This window comes from Leptolyngbya sp. GGD (assembly GCF_026735145.1).
GTDB classification, from domain to species: domain Bacteria; phylum Cyanobacteriota; class Cyanobacteriia; order Leptolyngbyales; family Leptolyngbyaceae; genus Leptolyngbya; species Leptolyngbya boryana.
On the sequence record NZ_JAPQKE010000008.1, the window covers coordinates 124,990 to 141,942 of the forward strand.

Annotated in this window: 23 protein-coding genes; 19 read left to right on the forward strand and 4 right to left on the reverse strand. The window is 45.4% G+C overall.

What is annotated here, in order from left to right; translation table 11 throughout:
* Positions 1-61 precede the first annotated feature (61 nt).
* Complete coding sequence (nifB, locus tag OU814_RS26380; protein ID WP_026148745.1) at positions 62-1,543, reverse strand: nitrogenase cofactor biosynthesis protein NifB; 1,482 nt, start codon at positions 1,541-1,543, stop codon at positions 62-64.
* A 1,255-nt stretch (positions 1,544-2,798) separates the two neighbouring features.
* On the opposite strand from nifB, the gene cysE reads away from it, so the two are divergent.
* From cysE to OU814_RS26475, 19 genes are all read left to right on the forward strand, one after another.
* Positions 2,799-3,512: a serine O-acetyltransferase gene (gene cysE, locus OU814_RS26385; RefSeq protein ID WP_017289025.1), complete on the forward strand. Its 714-nt coding sequence runs from the start codon at positions 2,799-2,801 to the stop codon at positions 3,510-3,512.
* A gap of 12 nt (positions 3,513-3,524) precedes the next feature.
* Positions 3,525-3,779 (forward strand): Asr1405/Asl0597 family protein, encoded by a 255-nt coding sequence (locus tag OU814_RS26390; RefSeq protein WP_268242630.1) that lies wholly within the window; start codon positions 3,525-3,527, stop codon positions 3,777-3,779.
* Between the two features lie 65 nt (positions 3,780-3,844).
* Positions 3,845-4,381 carry a Dps family protein gene (locus OU814_RS26395; protein ID WP_017289023.1) on the forward strand — a complete coding sequence of 179 codons (537 nt, stop codon included), beginning with the start codon at positions 3,845-3,847 and terminating at the stop codon, positions 4,379-4,381.
* Between the two features lie 112 nt (positions 4,382-4,493).
* Positions 4,494-4,793: a Mo-dependent nitrogenase C-terminal domain-containing protein gene (locus tag OU814_RS26400; RefSeq protein ID WP_190653241.1), complete on the forward strand. Its 300-nt coding sequence runs from the start codon at positions 4,494-4,496 to the stop codon at positions 4,791-4,793.
* 50 nt (positions 4,794-4,843) lie between these two features.
* Complete coding sequence (gene nifE, locus OU814_RS26405; RefSeq protein ID WP_268242631.1) at positions 4,844-6,229, forward strand: nitrogenase iron-molybdenum cofactor biosynthesis protein NifE; 1,386 nt, start codon at positions 4,844-4,846, stop codon at positions 6,227-6,229.
* Positions 6,229-7,536 carry a nitrogenase iron-molybdenum cofactor biosynthesis protein NifN gene (gene nifN / locus OU814_RS26410; protein WP_190653239.1) on the forward strand — a complete coding sequence of 436 codons (1,308 nt, stop codon included), beginning with the start codon at positions 6,229-6,231 and terminating at the stop codon, positions 7,534-7,536. Before nifE ends, nifN begins: the two co-directional genes overlap by 1 nt.
* 30 nt (positions 7,537-7,566) lie before the next feature.
* Entirely contained in the window at positions 7,567-7,980 is a 414-nt protein-coding gene (gene nifX, locus OU814_RS26415) for a nitrogen fixation protein NifX (RefSeq protein WP_017289019.1), read from the forward strand.
* On the forward strand, positions 7,977-8,444 hold the full coding sequence (locus OU814_RS26420; RefSeq protein ID WP_017289018.1) for a NifX-associated nitrogen fixation protein: 468 nt from the start codon (positions 7,977-7,979) through the stop codon (positions 8,442-8,444). Before nifX ends, OU814_RS26420 begins: the two co-directional genes overlap by 4 nt.
* Positions 8,445-8,448: 4 nt before the next feature.
* Entirely contained in the window at positions 8,449-8,661 is a 213-nt protein-coding gene (locus OU814_RS26425; RefSeq protein ID WP_026148744.1) for a CCE_0567 family metalloprotein, read from the forward strand.
* The gene (nifW, locus tag OU814_RS26430) at positions 8,658-8,978 is read left to right on the forward strand and encodes a nitrogenase-stabilizing/protective protein NifW (protein ID WP_268242632.1); all 321 of its coding nucleotides are present in this window, start codon (positions 8,658-8,660) and stop codon (positions 8,976-8,978) included. The genes OU814_RS26425 and nifW overlap by 4 nt, the downstream gene beginning before the upstream one ends.
* A gap of 423 nt (positions 8,979-9,401) precedes the next feature.
* Positions 9,402-10,226 carry a HesA/MoeB/ThiF family protein gene (locus tag OU814_RS26435; protein ID WP_017289015.1) on the forward strand — a complete coding sequence of 275 codons (825 nt, stop codon included), beginning with the start codon at positions 9,402-9,404 and terminating at the stop codon, positions 10,224-10,226.
* Between the two features lie 29 nt (positions 10,227-10,255).
* Positions 10,256-10,621: an iron-sulfur cluster assembly accessory protein gene (locus OU814_RS26440; RefSeq protein WP_017289014.1), complete on the forward strand. Its 366-nt coding sequence runs from the start codon at positions 10,256-10,258 to the stop codon at positions 10,619-10,621.
* 88 nt (positions 10,622-10,709) lie between these two features.
* Entirely contained in the window at positions 10,710-11,009 is a 300-nt protein-coding gene (gene fdxH, locus OU814_RS26445) for a ferredoxin FdxH (protein WP_017289013.1), read from the forward strand.
* Positions 11,010-11,023: 14 nt separating this feature from the next.
* A complete protein-coding gene (locus OU814_RS26450) occupies positions 11,024-11,272 on the forward strand; it encodes a FeoA family protein (protein WP_190653237.1) in 249 nt (82 codons plus the stop codon).
* Positions 11,273-11,294: 22 nt separating this feature from the next.
* Complete coding sequence (gene fdxB / locus OU814_RS26455) at positions 11,295-11,585, forward strand: ferredoxin III, nif-specific (RefSeq protein WP_026148743.1); 291 nt, start codon at positions 11,295-11,297, stop codon at positions 11,583-11,585.
* A gap of 78 nt (positions 11,586-11,663) precedes the next feature.
* The gene (locus OU814_RS26460) at positions 11,664-11,873 is read left to right on the forward strand and encodes a TOBE domain-containing protein (RefSeq protein WP_017289010.1); all 210 of its coding nucleotides are present in this window, start codon (positions 11,664-11,666) and stop codon (positions 11,871-11,873) included.
* A 262-nt stretch (positions 11,874-12,135) separates the two neighbouring features.
* On the forward strand, positions 12,136-12,933 hold the full coding sequence (gene modA / locus OU814_RS26465) for a molybdate ABC transporter substrate-binding protein (protein WP_268242633.1): 798 nt from the start codon (positions 12,136-12,138) through the stop codon (positions 12,931-12,933).
* On the forward strand, positions 12,930-13,631 hold the full coding sequence (gene modB, locus OU814_RS26470) for a molybdate ABC transporter permease subunit (RefSeq protein WP_268242634.1): 702 nt from the start codon (positions 12,930-12,932) through the stop codon (positions 13,629-13,631). Before modA ends, modB begins: the two co-directional genes overlap by 4 nt.
* A complete protein-coding gene (locus tag OU814_RS26475) occupies positions 13,582-14,667 on the forward strand; it encodes a sulfate/molybdate ABC transporter ATP-binding protein (RefSeq protein ID WP_268242635.1) in 1,086 nt (361 codons plus the stop codon). Before modB ends, OU814_RS26475 begins: the two co-directional genes overlap by 50 nt.
* A gap of 34 nt (positions 14,668-14,701) precedes the next feature.
* Here OU814_RS26475 and OU814_RS26480 read toward each other — a convergent pair whose 3' ends face one another.
* The 3 genes from OU814_RS26480 to OU814_RS26490 form a co-directional block, all read right to left on the reverse strand.
* A complete protein-coding gene (locus OU814_RS26480) occupies positions 14,702-15,700 on the reverse strand; it encodes an LLM class flavin-dependent oxidoreductase (RefSeq protein ID WP_268242636.1) in 999 nt (332 codons plus the stop codon).
* A complete protein-coding gene (locus tag OU814_RS26485; RefSeq protein ID WP_268242637.1) occupies positions 15,697-16,053 on the reverse strand; it encodes a hypothetical protein in 357 nt (118 codons plus the stop codon). The genes OU814_RS26480 and OU814_RS26485 overlap by 4 nt, the downstream gene beginning before the upstream one ends.
* Before the next feature lie 147 nt (positions 16,054-16,200).
* Complete coding sequence (locus tag OU814_RS26490) at positions 16,201-16,611, reverse strand: winged helix-turn-helix transcriptional regulator (protein ID WP_017289004.1); 411 nt, start codon at positions 16,609-16,611, stop codon at positions 16,201-16,203.
* Between the last annotated feature and the right edge of the window lie 342 nt (positions 16,612-16,953).

Sequence of the window (16,953 nt, forward strand, 5' to 3'; positions counted from 1 at the left end):
TCTGCCTGCGTGAGTTTTGTCTGTACAAGGCGCGACTTCATTCGCTCACCTCGTTCGTCTGCTAACTAACCTGTGCCGTCATGAACTCGTCGTAAAACTCTCTCGCAACTTTTTCAATTACGTCGTAAGCTTCTACAACTTGCAGTCCTGCTTTCTTTAACTCTTCTTGAGGACAGCCTCCAATTTTTGATGCGAGAACTGCCTTACAATCTGCGATAGCTTGAATCACATGATCCAAAGTTGCTTCTTCGCCGTATCCACCTTGGCAATACTGATCGATCTTACGGTGTCCAACAAACTTAGCTTCGTTTGCATCCACTTCAAAGATCTGAAACTCTTTCGCATGACCAAAGTGTTGATTCACAATGCCGCCACCTTTAGTCGCAACCGCAACCAAGATTTTCGGGCTGTTCTTCACTCGCTCACTCGGCTTCACTTTCGCTTTTGCAAGCTTGATCTCTTCTTTGAACTGAGCAATGCCTGCATGGACTTCCTGCCGGGTCTCTAAGTCATACTCAGATTCCATTTCCATGAACTTATCTTTGGTGAATTCCTGCGATCGATCTTCACCGAGTAAGCCGACTGCATCTGCGCGACATTGGCGGCAGTGACGCATCATTTTCATGTTGCTATCTGCACATTCATCTTGCAGGGCTTTTAGCTCTTTAGGGTTCGGCCCACGTTGACCTGTTAAGCCAAAGTGTGTGCCATGCTCTGGAGCTGAAATCAGAGGCATGATGTTGTGTAAGAAAGCTCCATTCTGGCGGATCACTTGATCAACTTCAACTAAATGTTTGTCATTGATTCCAGGGATCATAACCGAGTTGACTTTGCAGAGAATGTCCGCTTCTCTCAGCGCTTGTAAGCCTTCCATTTGCCGCTCATGCAGGATACGAGCAGCTTCTAAACCTTTGTAGCGTCTGCGGCGATAGTGAACCCAGGGATAGATTTTCGTGCCAATCTCAGGATCAACCATGTTAATCGTGATCGTCACGTGATCAACATTGAGGGCTTTAATGCGATCGACATGATCTGGCAACATCAATCCATTAGTAGACAAGCATAATTTAATGTCAGGAGCTTTGTCTGCAATCAGATCAAAGGTGCGGAACGTCTTGTCTGGATTAGCCAATGGATCGCCAGGGCCAGCGATTCCTAAGACCGTCATTTGCGGAATCTTACCAGCAATCACCAGCACTTTGTGTGCTGCTTCTTCTGGTGTGAGCAATTCACTCACCACACCGGGTCGGCTTTCATTCGCGCAGTCGTATTTACGATTGCAGTAGTTACATTGAATGTTACAAGCGGGCGCTACAGCAACGTGCATCCGAGCATAGTGATGATGGGCTTCTTCGCTATAGCAGGGGTGCTTTTCGATTCGTTCTCTCAGGCGGTCATCCATTGTGGGGGTAGCATTTGGGTTACTGCTGCAACCACAGCTACTATCGGATGATTTGGGCTGGGGGTTATTCGGATCGGTAGACTTATTAATGGTCAGATCGGTAACGGGTGTTGTAAGCAATGCCGAGGGTGGTGGTGTCATTGAATTTCGGAATAGTCAGTGGACATCGCCACCTGTGGAGGAGTTTACACAGTCACAGTCTAAGGAATGAAAGTCGCTTCTGTTGAGATTGCAAGACTTGTCTAAACAAGTAATAAACCCTAGTTAAGTTAAGGGAGCTGTTTTAGTGAGCAATCCAGACAAAAGCGACTTCATGGTTGGACGGGGACATGGTGTTATCACTTTGCTCCACACACGTCTGCTTCAAGTTAGGAACGGTATAAATCTCAGTTCCAGGTAGAAGCTTCAGTGATTGGTGTTGTGGAAGTTATAGCAGCCAGGTTTTTCTGCATCGTTTGGCTGAGCGCTGATAGGATTTATTGAAATAATTAGAGATGTACTCAACTGCTGAAACCCCGATTTGTAGAGGAGAAAAAATTATTTTGGGGTGCAGGGTGCGAGTATTTTTAACAGAGGGATTGAGTATTAAAGGGGCGGGGGTTGGGTTTTTCTGTACTCTAGTTGAATCCTTGAATTAATTAGGTTTCAAGGATTTTTGAGTTGGTTTTTTGATGAATTAACCTGTACTCAACTCTTGAGTTTTAAGTCGTTTTAGGCGGGGTTAGAAACTGGAGTAGCCGAAGTGTGGTTACTCCAGACAATTCCGAAATTCAAATCTGTATCTAAAATATCACTTTTTTAGATTGAGCGATCGACTTAATATTTTTTTAACGTTCTATATATAGTGAAAAATATCAGTTGCGCATAGCAATAATTGCGAACCGCAATACTGTTGAGCAGTTTTCGTTTCTATTGCTGGAGAATGACTGATCCAGTTCTTCAAGGATTGCAAATGACCTCTAGCAATTTGCGATCGAACACTTGCTTTTTCAAAACTATCAGAATAGAATTCAAACCGTAACCACAGATACAGAAAATCTCGTTTTGCCTCAAACTTCCTCAGCTTGAGTACAGTTGAGTACAGGCAAATTTGTGGCAGAATTTGAACTAGAAATAAGCTGAATAGCTTGCTAGGTAAGGAATAGAAGCTTAGACAAATTGAGTGTAGAAATACTCATCCTTATTCCCATAAATACTAGAGCTAGCCCTGAAAAAAGCTAGTCCCTTCACCCTAAAGAAATTTCAAATTGCTTGTACATCAGGCTTTGCAAGCTGAGTACATTGCTAATAAGTTCAATAAATCCTATCCAGAGCGATCTCCGAATCAGCATTTTGCCTGCCTGTTATAAGCAAAGCAGACCAGGCACACATAGCTTTAATTCCCTCTTGAGAAGCGATGCTCCAGCCCTTAGTTCTCCCCAAACGCTCTTTTAATCCCTTTCCCTCTTTTCTCAGGAACGGCTTGCAAACGCTCCAGGCTGACTTTCAAATCATCTTTGAACGTGATCCTGCGGCGCGTCACTGGTTAGAAGTCTTGGTGTGCTACCCAGGCTTACACGCTCTCGCCTCTCACCGTTTAGCTCACTGGCTTCATCGTTGTGGTGTTCCATTCTTTCCGCGCTTTATTTCTTTTCTGACTCGTTTTCTGACCGGAATTGAAATTCATCCCGGTGCAACGATCGGTCAAGCAGTCTTTATTGATCATGGCATGGGAGTTGTGATCGGCGAAACTGCGATCGTGGGTGACTATACTTTGATCTATCAAGGAGTCACGCTCGGCGGAACTGGGAAAGAGACTGGAAAGCGTCATCCGACTCTCGGGCAGCATGTTGTCGTTGGGGCGGGTGCGAAAGTACTCGGGAACATTACAGTCGGTGATCATGTGCGAGTTGGGGCAGGCTCGATTGTCCTTCGAGATGTTCCTTCAGCCTGTACCGTTGTGGGCATTCCTGGTCGGAATATCTGTCGGGGCTGTAATAAGACCTTTCAGCCGCTTGAACATCATCAATTGCCTGATGCACAAGCAGTTGTCATTCGGAATTTATACGATCGCATCGAACAGCTTGAGGAGCAACTGCAATCGCTCCGCCCTACCCTCACCAATTCCTAACCCTTCAAATCTATGTTTCAGCACACTCGAAGTCCTAGCATCACGGCTGCTCAGGTCATCAACATTTCCCGAACCGATCGCTGGCGAATCTATCATCGCTTACAAGAATTAAGGATACCTGCTTGGTGTCCAGAGGATGGCTCACTTTGGGTCGAAGTGGATGATGCGATCGCTGCCTTTTTAGTTCGGAGTACAGTTCAGCAATTTGCAGCATCCCGGAGTGAATTGCTCGGATGGTTAGAGCGATGCTGGATAGAGAGTGTGTAAGACGAGTTCAGATGAGACGAAGTTTCAACCATCCATTTTCACTTCTTAAGTAAGGGAGCAAAACAATGACAGCAACGCTCGTTCAGTCCTTTGGTCAAGTCGCAGAGAATCCAGTTGGTTTTGGGCAGGATGTAACCGTTCCAATCTGTGAAGGCTTGAATATTGCATTAGCAAGTTTTCAGGCACTTTATCTGCAATATCAGAAGCACCATTTTGTTGTAGAAGGTGCTGAATTCTACTCATTACACGAGTTCTTCAATGAAGGTTACGATGCTGCTGCAGGATATGTGCATCAGATTGGCGAGCGGCTGAATGGACTCGGCGGAACTCCTGCCGCAACGTTCTCTAAATTAGCCGAGCTGTGCTGCTTTACTCCTGAGCCGGATGGAATCTTCTCGGCTCGGCAGATGGTCAGCAACGACTTGCAGGCAGAGCAGGCAATTATCAATGTTCTGCGCCGTCAGGCGGCTCAGGCTGAAAGTGTTGGCGATCGAGCAACTCGATATCTGTATGAGCAGATGTTACTTGCTACAGAAGATCGAGCGTTTCATTTAGCTCACTTCTTAGCTGAAGATAGCTTGACATTTGCGTTCACTCGATAGGTCTTATGGCTTTGGCAACCCCTAAATTCTCGAAGGTTTGGGAGTTTAGGGGGCGAATCTTCAAATTGACGAAAAAACCTATTCCTAATCACCTCACCCATGACGTTGTCCTATGACTGCAACACACCCGTCTCCTCAAAGCCCAAAAGGTCTGCCTGATCTCCTCCTACCTTTGCGCCGCTTGATCAATAACTTCACGATTCGCAGTTACAGAGTTGCACATCTTATCTGTAAGGTGGTTCCCTGTGCTTGTCCTTTTGAGCGTGATGTGACTCTATTTGGGCGAACTTTTCACATTCCAGCGCTTTGTAAGCTCAATCCTCTTTATAACGAAGTCGTTTTACTTCGCTTCCGAGCACTGAGCTACTTAACGGATATTTGCGAAGAAGATGTTGCACAGTATCTTTGCTAACAGTATCTCTGCTAGTTGAACCACCTCACTAAATTACAAGGGCTTGAGCCATGAGAATGACCCAAGGCAAGATCAACGAACTATTGAGTGAAACGGGTTGCGAACACAACCACAAAAAAGACCAAAAAAAGAATAAGTCATGCACTCAAGTCGCTCAGCCCGGAGCCGCTCAGGGAGGATGTGCTTTTGATGGAGCCATGATTGCTCTCGTTCCGATCGCAGATGTTGCCCATCTGGTTCATGGCCCGATTGCCTGTGCGGGCAATTCTTGGGGCAGTCGAGGCAGTCTTTCTTCAGGAAAGACGCTTTACAAGATGGGCTTTACCACTGATATTACTGAAAATGATGTCATTTTTGGAGGAGAGAAACGGCTGTACAAAGCGATCGCTGAAGTTCAACAACGCTACCAACCTGCTGCTGTCTTCGTTTACTCGACTTGTGTGACCGCACTAATCGGAGATGACCTAGATGCAGTGTGTCAGAAAGCTGCTGAAAAGTTTGGCGTGCCAGTTGTGCCTGTCAATTCACCTGGATTTGTTGGCAGTAAGAACTTAGGTAATCGGATCGGTGGTGAATCTCTGCTTGACTATGTTGTGGGTACAGGTGAGCCAGAATATACTACGCCTTACGACATTAACTTAATCGGTGAGTATAACATTGCAGGTGAGATGTGGGGCGTGCTTCCACTCTTTGAAAAGCTTGGAATTCGAGTGCTTGCTAAGATTACCGGAGATGCCCGGTATAAAGAAATTACCTACGCACATCGAGCCAAGCTCAATGTCATGATCTGCTCAAAAGCATTGATCAATATGGGGAGAAAGATGGAGGAACGCTATGGCATTCCTTACATTGAAGAATCTTTCTACGGTATTGCTGATATGAATCGATGCTTACGCAACATTGCAGCCAAGATCGGAGATGCGAACCTTCAAGAGCGAGTCGAATTACTAATCGCTGATGAAACTGCGAAATTAGATGAAGCTCTAGCACCTTATCGAGCACGCCTCAAAGGTAAGCGAGTTGTGCTTTACACAGGTGGCGTGAAAAGTTGGTCAATCATTTCCGCAGCAAAAGATTTAGGCATGGAAGTGATGGCAACCAGTACTAAGAAAAGTACTGAAGAAGATAAATCTAAAATTAAAGAGTTGCTCGGCAAAGACGGCATCATGCTAGAAAAAGGTAATGCTCAGGAATTACTCCGAGTGATTGCTCAGACAAAAGCAGACATGCTGATTGCAGGCGGACGAAATCAGTACACCGCTTTGAAAGCTCGAATTCCTTTTTTAGATATCAACCAAGAGCGTCATCATCCTTATGCAGGCTATGTCGGCATGATCGAGATGGCGAGAGAAATTGACGAAGCTCTGCATAGTCCTGTTTGGCAACAAGTCCGTCAACCTGCTCCCTGGGAAACTCAACGATCGGAGGTTTTGTAATGGCTGTAATCACGACTCCTAAAAAATCTGTAGCGGTAAATCCATTAAAGCAAAGTCAGCCGCTTGGAGCCGCGCTAGCTTATTTGGGGCTGAAAGGTGTAATGCCGCTATTTCATGGCTCTCAAGGCTGTACAGCATTTGCAAAAGTGATGCTCGTTCGTCACTACCGGGAAGCAATCCCGCTCTCAACGACAGCAATGACTGAAGTGAGTACGGTTCTGGGTGGTGAAGACAATGTTGAACAAGCAATTTTGACTTTAGTTGAGAAATCTAAGCCGAGCATCATTGGACTCTGTACCACTGGGCTGACCGAGACTCGCGGGGATGATATGGATGGGATTCTGAAAAACATTCGCAAGCGTCATCCAGAGCTGTTTGATTTGCCGATCGTATTCACCTCGACTCCTGACTATAAAGGTGCATTACAAGACGGATATGCGGCAGCAGTAGAAAGCATTGTGACTGAACTTCCGCAACCGGGAGAAGTGCGATCAGATCAAGTGAATCTCTTAGTGAGTTCTGCCTTTACTCCAGGTGATGTGCAAGAAATCAAAGATATGATCACAGCATTTGGGCTGACTCCGATCGTGGTTCCTGATCTCTCTGCGTCTTTGGATGGACATTTAGACGACTCTTATGGCGCTGTAACTGGCGGTGGCACGACGCTTGCCGAATTGCGCGAAATGGGCAGTTCTGTCTTTACTTTGGCAGTCGGAGACAGTATGACGAAAGCCGCGGAAATTCTGCAAGAGCGATTTGACATTCCGTTTGAAGTGTTCGATCGCTTAACTGGATTAGGTGTCGTCGATGAATTTATTCAATGCTTAGCAGATTTGAGCGGGGCTGAAGTGCCTGCGAAGTTCTCTCATCAGCGTCGGCAATTACAGGATGCGATGTTAGATACACACTTCTACTTTGGGCGGAAAAAAGTCGCGATCGCATTAGAACCTGATTTGCTCTGGTCTACAGCACAGTTCTTAGAGTCAATGGGTTGTGAAATTCAAGCGGCTGTCACGACAACAAAATCGTCCTTGTTAGAACAGCTGGCAATCGATTCAGTCACGATTGGTGACTTAGAAGATTTTGAGCAGCTAGCCGTTGGGGCAGATTTGCTCATCACCAATTCGCATGGAAAAGCGGTGTCGAAGCGGTTAGGAATTCCATTGTATCGGCAAGGATTTCCGATCTTCGATCGCTTAGGGAATGGGCAGTTTAGCAAAGTTGGCTATCAAGGCACAACGCAGCTATTGTTCAACATTGGAAACTTGCTTTTAGAAGTAGAAGAAGCACATGCTGCTGGCGCGTAGCAGCTTTAGTAAATTTTAGGAGTGATCATCATGAAGATTGCTTTTACAACCCAAGATCAAGTTCACATCAATGCTCATTTTGGCTCAGCCAGTAAGATTGATGTGTATGAGATTTCGGCAGATGGATATGAGTTTGTTGAGACGTTGAGATTTGGGGGTGACCTCAAAGAAGACGGTAATGAAGACAAACTTGCTCCCAAAGTAGAAGCCCTAGCAGATTGCACGATCGTTTATGTTTCATCGATTGGTGGCAGTGCGGCAGCCCGACTGATTAAGAAGCGCATTACCCCTGTCAAAGCAAAGTCAGAAGAAGAAGAAATTAACGATGTGCTGACCCGGTTGGTGCAAACGTTGAAAGGCAATCCACCACCGTGGTTACGCAAAGCACTCCAGCAAAAATCACAATCATTTGAAGAACTTGAAGCAGAGGAAGCAATTGTATGAGCGTTACAGAAGTTGAATCGACATTTGAAGTCGCAAGTAGTCCATTTTTGAAAGCGATCGTCAATCAAATCCGCGCCAATGATTCGTATGGAACTTATCGCGCTTGGAGTGATGAGTTGCTCCTGAAGCCCTATGTGGTCACCAAGGCACAAAAGCGTGAGATCTCGGTCGATGGTGAAGTTGACCCGATTACGAAAGGAAGAATTTTAGCGTTCTATCGCGCGATCGCAACTCGTGTAGAAGAAGAAACGGGGCAGCTTTGCCAAGTTGTGATTGATCTGAGTCATGAAGGCTTTGGCTGGGCATTAGTTTTCTGTGGTCGGTTGCTTGTCGTTGCTAGAACCTTGCGGGATGCTCAACGATTTGGATTTGACACGCTCGAAAAGACTGCCCTCGAAGGCGAAAAGATTGTCCAGAATGGCGTGAACGCAATTCAAAAATTCCCTGATGCAGCGAAAGGATAGAGCGATGCCAACGACGACCAGCGTTGAAGAACTCAAGACGCAAATCAAACGCCTCAATAGCAAAGCAGGTCAAATGAAAATGGACTTGCACGATCTCGCTGAAGGGTTGCCAACTGATTATGAAACCTTAATCGAAGTCGCAACTTCAACTTATGAGATTTTTCGAGAAATCCATGATCTCAAGCAACAGTTAAAGCAACAGGAGCAAGCAAAATGACGACGTTAACGCTGGCTGAGTTTAAGAACATTACTGATGCTGAGGCATATTTTGAGTTTTTTCAGCTACCTTATGATGCCAAGGTTGTAAATGTGAATCGGTTACATATTCTGAAAAAGCTCTCGCAATTTATAGCGGAAATTGATGCAAATTTCCCAGAGATTGATGATGCAGAGCGTTTGGTACAGTATCGAGATGCTTTGATCCAAGCTTATGAAACCTTCCTGACAACTTCACCCTTGGAAACAAAACTGTTCAAGGTTTTCAATGAGAAGCCGAAAGGTGTTGTGATGTTGTCGGAACTATCAGCGGATTAAAGCTTCGCTGAGTGTGATCTCTCTGTCTTGCTAATTCAGATGCATTCAGGGGGATCAATAAATAGATCGGCGCAATTCACTTGAAGATAGTTGCTGCGTTTGTGTCTCGCCCTGAACTGGAAGTTCGGGCTAACAGTGCGAAGTGGGTTGAAACCCACTGAAGAAGACGTTGAGATTAGCTGTTAGTTCAGTTCAGTAGAAGACGTTGAGATTGGCTGTTAGTCCAGTTCAGTGGACTGCGCACGGTTAGCCCCAAATTCATTCCGGGGCGGGTGAGCAACGAAGCGAGAGGACTCATCGAATTTCGAGAGGACTCGTCGAACTTAATCTTGAATCACGCTCATCTACTTACTTCTCTAGCCCAATAGATTTGATCCTCCCTAACCCTTGCCCTGTCCTTTTTGAATCTGAAGGTAACTGATCGTGTTAGACCTAACCCCTACAGAACTAGAACGCTATCGCCGTCAGATGATGCTTCCCGGCTTTGACGAAGATGCACAGCGACGACTGAAATCATTTACAGCATTAGTCACTGGAGTCGGCGGACTGGGAGGTACAGCAGCCCTGTACCTAGCAGTTGCAGGCATTGGAAAACTCATTTTAGTTCGTGGGGGTGAGTTGCGACTCGATGATATGAATCGCCAAGTTCTCATGACGCATGACACTGTGGGACAACCGCGAGTGTTCAAAGCAAAAGAAACTTTGGAGAAAATCAATCCCGATGTCGAAGTCGAAGCAGTGTTCGACTATATTACTCCGGACAATGTGGATCACTTAGTTCGATCGACTGATATTACACTAGACTGCGCTCACAATTTTGCAGAACGGGACTTGTTAAACGAAGCTTGTGTGAGATACCGGAAGCCGATGGTAGAAGCGGCGATGGATGGCATGGAAGCTTATTTGACAACCATTTTGCCGGGGCAAACAGGCTGTCTTACCTGTTTGTTTCCAGAAAAGCCAGAGTGGGATCGGCGCGGCTTTGCGGTCGTGGGTGCAGTCTCTGGGACGTTAGCTTGTTTAGCAGCATTAGAAGCGATCAAGCTGATAACGGGGTTCGAGAAGCCTTTGGTATCTGAACTGTTGACGATGAATTTAGGACGATTAGAGTTTGCGAAGCGTCGGATTTATCGCGATCCGCATTGCCCTGTCTGTGGCAATCATGCACCTTGGCGGCAGCACGTTAGCCGATCGTTGGAGTCACAACTTCGAGATTTAGATGTGCGATCGCATTTTCAACTTGTCTAGACCGATTTAGAACAATCAGGAGAATATTCATGACGGTTACTTTGACGGAAAGAGCAGAACTTCGCCTGCGCGCATTCTTGCAAGGCACAGCCAATCCTACAGATACGAAAGGTATTCGAGTCGGGGTATCGGATGGGGGCTGTAGTGGCTATCAGTATACGTTGGATATTGCAAATGAGCCTAAGCCTGATGATGTGATTGAGCAGCAAGGGCGAGTCAAAATCTATATCGATCCACAGGCTGCTGCTTTGATTAATGGAGTCGTGGTTGATTTTGTAGAAGGTTTGATGGATAGCGGATTTAAGTTTAGTAATCCGAATGCGACAGATACTTGCGGGTGTGGACAATCTTTCCAAGCAGGAGATTGCACTCCGGCAGCGGTTCCTTGTAGTTAACTCACTCGATCTCACGATATCGCGAGAAATAGCAATTCGGCGAGATCTAAAAAACAATTGAAGTACTACTCTCTCAGAGGCTCAAATTATGGCTACTTACCAAGTTCGACTGATCAACAAAAAGCGCAACCTCGACATCACACTTCCTGTCGATGAAGATACGACAGTTTTAGAAGCTGCGGAAGAGGCAGAACTCGACTTGCCGTTCTCTTGCCATTCTGGCGCGTGCTCAAGCTGTGTGGGTAAAGTTGTCGAAGGAGAAATTAACCAAGACGATCAAACCTTCCTCGATGAGGAACAAGTTGCTAAAGGGTTTGTCTTGCTCTGTGTGACTTATCCTCGCACCGATTGTACGATTCGCACTCATCAAGAAGCTTACCTAGTTTAGTAGAGGACAGAAGAATGACAGGATTTACGATCGAAGGTTCCTCACTCAAGCTTCTAAAGCCTCAAGAACAAGGAGTTGTGAGTCGAATTGATAGTTCAAGAGGCGATTTTGTAGCTCAGAAATTACGATCGATGAACATCACTTTGGGAACAAGAGTGACCGTTGAACAGCGATCTCCTCGATTTCTTCTGAGAGTTGGAGCGGATCAAGTCGCACTCAGCGATCCGCTTCAAGAAGCAATTTATGTTCGGCTCAATCGATAATCTAGCTTACGAGGAGAACACAGTGGCAACTTTAACGAATGTGACGTTTGGTGGAACGGCTTGGATACCGCAGTTTGTACAATCCATCAATCAGACAAAATGTATTGGCTGTGGTCGATGTTTTAAAGCTTGTGGTCGTGATGTCTTAGCACTCAAAGCTCTGAATGACGAGGGAGAATGGGTCGAGGATGAAGACGATGAAGAGATCGAACGTAAGGTAATGACGATCGCGAATCGCGATAAATGTATTGGTTGTGAAGCTTGTTCGCGGGTTTGTCCGAAGAACTGCTACACCCACGAATCTCTGAATTAATTGTATCAACCGCATCAGCTTGCCCAATTGTACTCAGCTAAGCTCTGAATTCATTATCTTTCTAGTAGGAGTGAGTTTATGCAGATCAGTGCTCGTAATTCCCTAAAAGGAACAGTTAAACAGGTAGTTCCAGGAGCAATCAATACAGAGATTGTAATTGAGATTGCACCCGGAGTTGAAGTCGTTTCAGTGATTACGAAATCCTCAGCCGAGGGCTTAGCTTTAGACATTGGAAAAGCAGTGTATGCTGTGGTTAAATCTTCAGATGTAATGGTTGCGATTGATTAGAGTTGATTGATCCTTTATCGCTTCAATGATTCTTTAGCTAGTTTTAATCTTTTGAACTGTCTCATAGATCCTTCAGCATGGGATAGGGAATTGAAAGTCTTTCAGCCTACCTAGATTGAGTGGATTGTAGATTGAGCTGATTTTTCGAGAAAAATTTTGCTCTATATTTTCTAGTCAACGAATTGAGGTTCAAGAGTTAAAGAATCATTGAAATTCAGTGATCAATCAAAGATACTCTTTAAACATGTTCTATGACTTCGCCATGAATAGAAGACGATTCTTTGCTTTTGCATCGCTACTTCTGCTGTCCTGCACGATTGTAGTAGGTTGCCAATCCAAGCCTGCTGTACAAACTCCGGCCACTATTACTGTTTCAGCAGCAGCAGATCTGAAATATGCCTTTCAAGACTTGGCAACGCAGTGGGAACAGGAGACCGGAAATAAAGTTGTCTTGAACTTCGGATCGACCGGGCAACTTGCTCAACAAATTGAGCGAGGAGCTTCACCCGATTTATTCGCAGCAGCCAACAAATCATTCATTGAAGTATTAGACCAAAAAGGATTAATTCAGTCAGAGACAAAATTACTGTATGGTCGAGGTCGGCTTGTCATCTGGACGAAGCCAAATCGGGAATTAGCACTCAAAGATTTAAAAGATCTGACGCGACCTGAAATTCAACGTATTGCGATCGCCAATCCGAACCACGCACCTTACGGAGTTGCTGCTCAGCAATCATTAGAATCAATTGGGATTTGGCAAGAAATTCAACCGAAATTAGTATTAGCAGAAAATATTCGTCAAGCACAGCAATATGCTGAAACGGGCAATGTTGATGTTGCACTCGTTGCTCTTTCTTTGAGTGTGCATAAATCCGGAAAATGGCAACTGATTCCTGAAGAGTTGCACAAACCACTTGACCAAATGATGGCAGTGCCCAAACGTGCTCAACATCCAGGACTAGGGCAAGAGTTTGCAAAATTCATTGATAGTCAAAAAGGAAGACCAACCATGCAAAAATATGGCTTCGTTCTACCCGGTGAAAAAATCGCAGCAGAATGAACCTCTCCCCTTATCTCTTATCAATTCAAGTCACGATCGTCGCAACTCTCCTAATTTTAATGGTTGGATTAGGTGCGGCGATCGTTCTTGCACGAGTTCGATTTCCAGGTGAAACGATTGTTTCGACAATTCTCAATTTGCCGTTAGTTCTCCCTCCGAGTGTCGTCGGATTTTATCTACTCATGGCATTCGGTCGAGGTAGCCCAATTTATGAATGGTTCGGGATTGATATTCTATTTACTTGGCAGGCTGCCGCGATCGCATCTGCAATCGTTGCGTTGCCGTTGATGATTGAATCGTCTCGATCGGCGATCGCATCGATTCATCCTGAGCTTGAAGCCGTTGCTCGAACTTTGGGATCTTCGGAATTAGAAGTCTTATGGCGTGTGACCCTACCGATGGCGAAACCTGGAATTCTAGCAGGCTTTATCTTATCGGTAGCAAGAGCAATGGGAGAATTTGGAGCCACCTTAATGGTTGCAGCAAGTATCCCAGGACGGACGCAAACGTTACCTTTAGCGATTTATGATGCGGTGCAAAATCAAGAATACGATCGCGCACATCAAATGGTTGCAGTGATGACCTTGTGGACATTTTTCTTGCTGCTCTGGGCACGTCGATTAGAACATTCAAACCGGAGATCTCGCTATGCCGTTGTTCGTAAACATCCAAAAACAACTAACGAGCTATCCGCTTAAGATTGCTTTTGATCTAGACCAGAACACACTGGGAATTTTGGGGGGTTCTGGCTCTGGTAAAAGCATGACGCTGCGCTGTATTGCGGGAATCGAAACACCCGATCAAGGGCGAATTGTCTTGAACGATCGCGTGTTATTTGATTCTAAGCGGGGGATTAATGTTCCGATTCGCGATCGCCGAGTCGGATTTGTGTTTCAGAACTATGCTTTATTTCCCCATTTAACCGTAGCGCAGAACATTGTTTATGGATTGCAGCATTTGAAACGAACAGACCAGCGATCGAGATTAGCAGAACAGATAGAAAAACTCCATTTACAAGGGCTTGAGGATCGCTATCCGCAGCAAATTTCTGGAGGACAACAGCAACGAGTTGCATTAGCGCGAGCATTAGCAATCGAGCCAGAAATCTTGATTTTAGATGAGCCTTTTTCGGCATTAGATACTTATCTGCGAAGTCATTTACAAGAGCAGCTAGCAGAAGCATTAGCAACCTATTCAGGTACGACATTATTTGTGACGCATAACTTAGAAGAAGTGTATGGAATCTGCCAGAAGATTTTAGTCGTCTCAGATGGAAAGCAAATGGCGTACGATCGCAAAGAGGCAATCTTCGATCGACCAGAAACTTACACAGTGGCACAAATTACAGGATGTAAGAACTTTTCTCAGGCGCATCAGATTAGCGCGACTCGGATTGCAGCGCTTGAGTGGGGATGCCAATTAGATGTGGTGGAACCGATTCCAGATGACTTTGCTTGTGTGGGCATTCGTGCCCATCATTTGACGTTTTCAGACGACGCGAATCAGATGAATACGTTTCCTTGCTGGGTAACAAAAACACGGGAAACGCCGCATCGAACAACGATTTATCTCAAGTTAAACAGCCCGCCCCTGCATCCTATGGACTATCATGTGCAGGCAGAAGTCTTTAAGGAGCGATGGGTGATGGTGAAGGATCAGCCGTTGCCTTGGTTTGCGCATCTTGACCCGTTGCGATTGTTTATGATGCGCTCTCACGACGTTGGGGGCGGCTAGGTTAAAAGCGTTTGAGCAAGTAGAATCAGCGAATTTAACCGCGGACTTCCTGCCAATATCGCGTCAGACTCTCCTGATTCTTGGCTAAATCGAGCGCGACAGGCTGAAGCGCGATCGTATCGACATTCAACTCCTCCTGAAGTTGTCTCACCTTATCCTGGCAGGTTTTCACGCTACCAATGATCGAATTTTGAATCAGAAAATCAGCATCAAATGGATTCGATTGTTGGCTCAACTGAGTAAAGTTCTGAGCATTTCCGCTCTTCTGAATCTGAGTTGCTAATCCTTGCATTCGGCTACTAAATTTATCTATAAACGGCAGAGCTTCGCTGATTGCTTCTTCATCTGTTCGTGCGACATAAAAAAATCGAGCTAGCATCAATTTCTCAGAGCCACTGGCATTCAACTGACGGTACTTCGCGAGTGTCGTTTTTAACTTTTGGATCGAGAATGGCGCGCCTCCCATCAATCCAAAATTATGTTTCGCTGCAAACGCGATCGCATCATCATCGCCACTTGCAATCCAGACAGGCATCGGTTGTTGAACGGGTTTCGGATAGATAGTAACGCGATCGCATTGATAAAACTGCCCTTGAAACGACACCTCCGACTCATACAGCAACTTCCAAACTAGCTCCATCGCTTCTAGCGTTTTAGCCCGTGCTTCTGACATCGGAGTCGCAAAATGCTTGTTCTGCTCTGGAAATGGGCCGCCTTTTGCAATTCCAAAAGCAAATCGTCCCTGGCATAAGTTATCTAAGGTTGCGATATCTTCTGCGATTTGAATCGGATGATGGAATGCGAGTAAAACCGCAGCAGACCCTAAGTGAATTCGACTTGTAACCGCAGCTAAATGAGCGAGCAACGGTAAAATTGATGGACTGACATGGAATTCATCAAAATGATGTTCTGTCACCCAAGCTTCCTCAAACCCTAATTGTTCCGCATGTTGAACGATCGCGACTTGATCCGCGATCGCGTGTTGTACATTCTGATGATAGTTCTCGTAAGTGCAAAAAATGCCAGTTTTCATGGAGTTTCATGGAGTTGAGCAGGAAGTAACCAGTGCAATTCCAACCAAAATCGAGGCGCTTCTTTTTTCAATTTCGACATCGGATCGCGGAGTAACCGATTCGCATTGATGCAAACTGGATCTGCAAGTCCCATGTAGCGAGAGATATGCCCAAATGCTTCCTTCTGTTCAGAAACAGTCTCAAACAAAGTATTCGGACAATAAATTGCAAAGTAGTCTAATCGGCTTGGAGGCTGTCCCCAATGAACGGTGACTAGCTTAATGTAGCAATGACGCAACACCTTGCTCGGTTGAGGATAGGTACGCCTCATTAAATGGATGAATTCCTGCACCAAAAGGGGTTCCGATAGCATGATGATGCCGTCAGTCGTGGATATCACTTTATATCATGCGCCTCAAAATGAGTAGGTTTAGCCTACTCCCATTAGAGTTATTAAACCTGTACTCAGCCCGATCATTTGGCACTCACAGCCTCGCGGTAGGACAAGGAGCAAGTATTTTTAGGAAGAGGGGCAAGCATTTTCTACCGGATTAAATTGCTCCAACGGACAAGAGCAAGGTGTTTGTTCTAACCATTGAGTGCCCACTTGATGCAGGGCGATCATCACCGGCTGAATTTGACGACCCTTGGCCGTCAGAGAATATTCAACATGAGGCGGAACCTCTGCGAAAACTTGACGATCGATTAACCCATATTCTTCCAGTTCTCGTAGCCGAACCATCAGAGTCTTAGTACTAATTCCTGGCATCGCCGCTAACAGTTCATGCGTTCGACGGTTGCCTGTAAATAGCTCTCGCAGTACTAAAATTGACCACTTATTCCCCAGGAGATCGACGACGAATTGAATCGGACATGTGACTTCAAGGCAATCTTTAGCGTTATCTATCAAATTCAACTTAGCGTTATCCATCAAATTCAACCTGGTGCAATCCGTCTCTATCTTAAACATCACAGTTGAATCCACTGTACTATTCATTCTAAAAACTTAAGACTTTCTTTACAGTTGTACAAACCGCCGATGGAGAGCGAATCTTTTACTTTCAGTTACTATGCGGTATTGGCTGTAATCACCTTGTAAATCGATTGCAACAGACTAGGATGAGGGTGTTGAGTTTTGCTCAATCGGGGACTGTCGAGTCTGGCAGTCTTTGTGCGTTCGATCTGACGAGGACTGGGAAATAATTTGCCGACCTATGTGTGATTTGGTATTTGGGATTAGTCAAAAAATAGCGATGATTTGATGCCGTATTTC

Excerpts from the sequence above, each read along its gene's own strand:
- nifB (WP_026148745.1), bottom strand. The coding sequence starts at position 1,543 with ATGACACCACCACCCTCGGCATTGCTTACAACACCCGTTACCGATCTG.
- cysE (WP_017289025.1), top strand. The coding sequence starts at position 2,799 with ATGCTCCAGCCCTTAGTTCTCCCCAAACGCTCTTTTAATCCCTTTCCC.
- OU814_RS26390 (WP_268242630.1), top strand. The coding sequence starts at position 3,525 with ATGTTTCAGCACACTCGAAGTCCTAGCATCACGGCTGCTCAGGTCATC.
- OU814_RS26395 (WP_017289023.1), top strand. The coding sequence starts at position 3,845 with ATGACAGCAACGCTCGTTCAGTCCTTTGGTCAAGTCGCAGAGAATCCA.
- OU814_RS26400 (WP_190653241.1), top strand. The coding sequence starts at position 4,494 with ATGACTGCAACACACCCGTCTCCTCAAAGCCCAAAAGGTCTGCCTGAT.
- nifE (WP_268242631.1), top strand. The coding sequence starts at position 4,844 with ATGAGAATGACCCAAGGCAAGATCAACGAACTATTGAGTGAAACGGGT.
- nifN (WP_190653239.1), top strand. The coding sequence starts at position 6,229 with ATGGCTGTAATCACGACTCCTAAAAAATCTGTAGCGGTAAATCCATTA.
- nifX (WP_017289019.1), top strand. The coding sequence starts at position 7,567 with ATGAAGATTGCTTTTACAACCCAAGATCAAGTTCACATCAATGCTCAT.
- OU814_RS26420 (WP_017289018.1), top strand. The coding sequence starts at position 7,977 with ATGAGCGTTACAGAAGTTGAATCGACATTTGAAGTCGCAAGTAGTCCA.
- OU814_RS26425 (WP_026148744.1), top strand. The coding sequence starts at position 8,449 with ATGCCAACGACGACCAGCGTTGAAGAACTCAAGACGCAAATCAAACGC.
- nifW (WP_268242632.1), top strand. The coding sequence starts at position 8,658 with ATGACGACGTTAACGCTGGCTGAGTTTAAGAACATTACTGATGCTGAG.
- OU814_RS26440 (WP_017289014.1), top strand. The coding sequence starts at position 10,256 with ATGACGGTTACTTTGACGGAAAGAGCAGAACTTCGCCTGCGCGCATTC.
- fdxH (WP_017289013.1), top strand. The coding sequence starts at position 10,710 with ATGGCTACTTACCAAGTTCGACTGATCAACAAAAAGCGCAACCTCGAC.
- OU814_RS26450 (WP_190653237.1), top strand. The coding sequence starts at position 11,024 with ATGACAGGATTTACGATCGAAGGTTCCTCACTCAAGCTTCTAAAGCCT.
- OU814_RS26460 (WP_017289010.1), top strand. The coding sequence starts at position 11,664 with ATGCAGATCAGTGCTCGTAATTCCCTAAAAGGAACAGTTAAACAGGTA.
- modA (WP_268242633.1), top strand. The coding sequence starts at position 12,136 with ATGAATAGAAGACGATTCTTTGCTTTTGCATCGCTACTTCTGCTGTCC.
- modB (WP_268242634.1), top strand. The coding sequence starts at position 12,930 with ATGAACCTCTCCCCTTATCTCTTATCAATTCAAGTCACGATCGTCGCA.
- OU814_RS26475 (WP_268242635.1), top strand. The coding sequence starts at position 13,582 with ATGCCGTTGTTCGTAAACATCCAAAAACAACTAACGAGCTATCCGCTT.
- OU814_RS26480 (WP_268242636.1), bottom strand. The coding sequence starts at position 15,700 with ATGAAAACTGGCATTTTTTGCACTTACGAGAACTATCATCAGAATGTA.
- OU814_RS26485 (WP_268242637.1), bottom strand. The coding sequence starts at position 16,053 with ATGCTATCGGAACCCCTTTTGGTGCAGGAATTCATCCATTTAATGAGG.
- OU814_RS26490 (WP_017289004.1), bottom strand. The coding sequence starts at position 16,611 with ATGGATAACGCTAAGTTGAATTTGATAGATAACGCTAAAGATTGCCTT.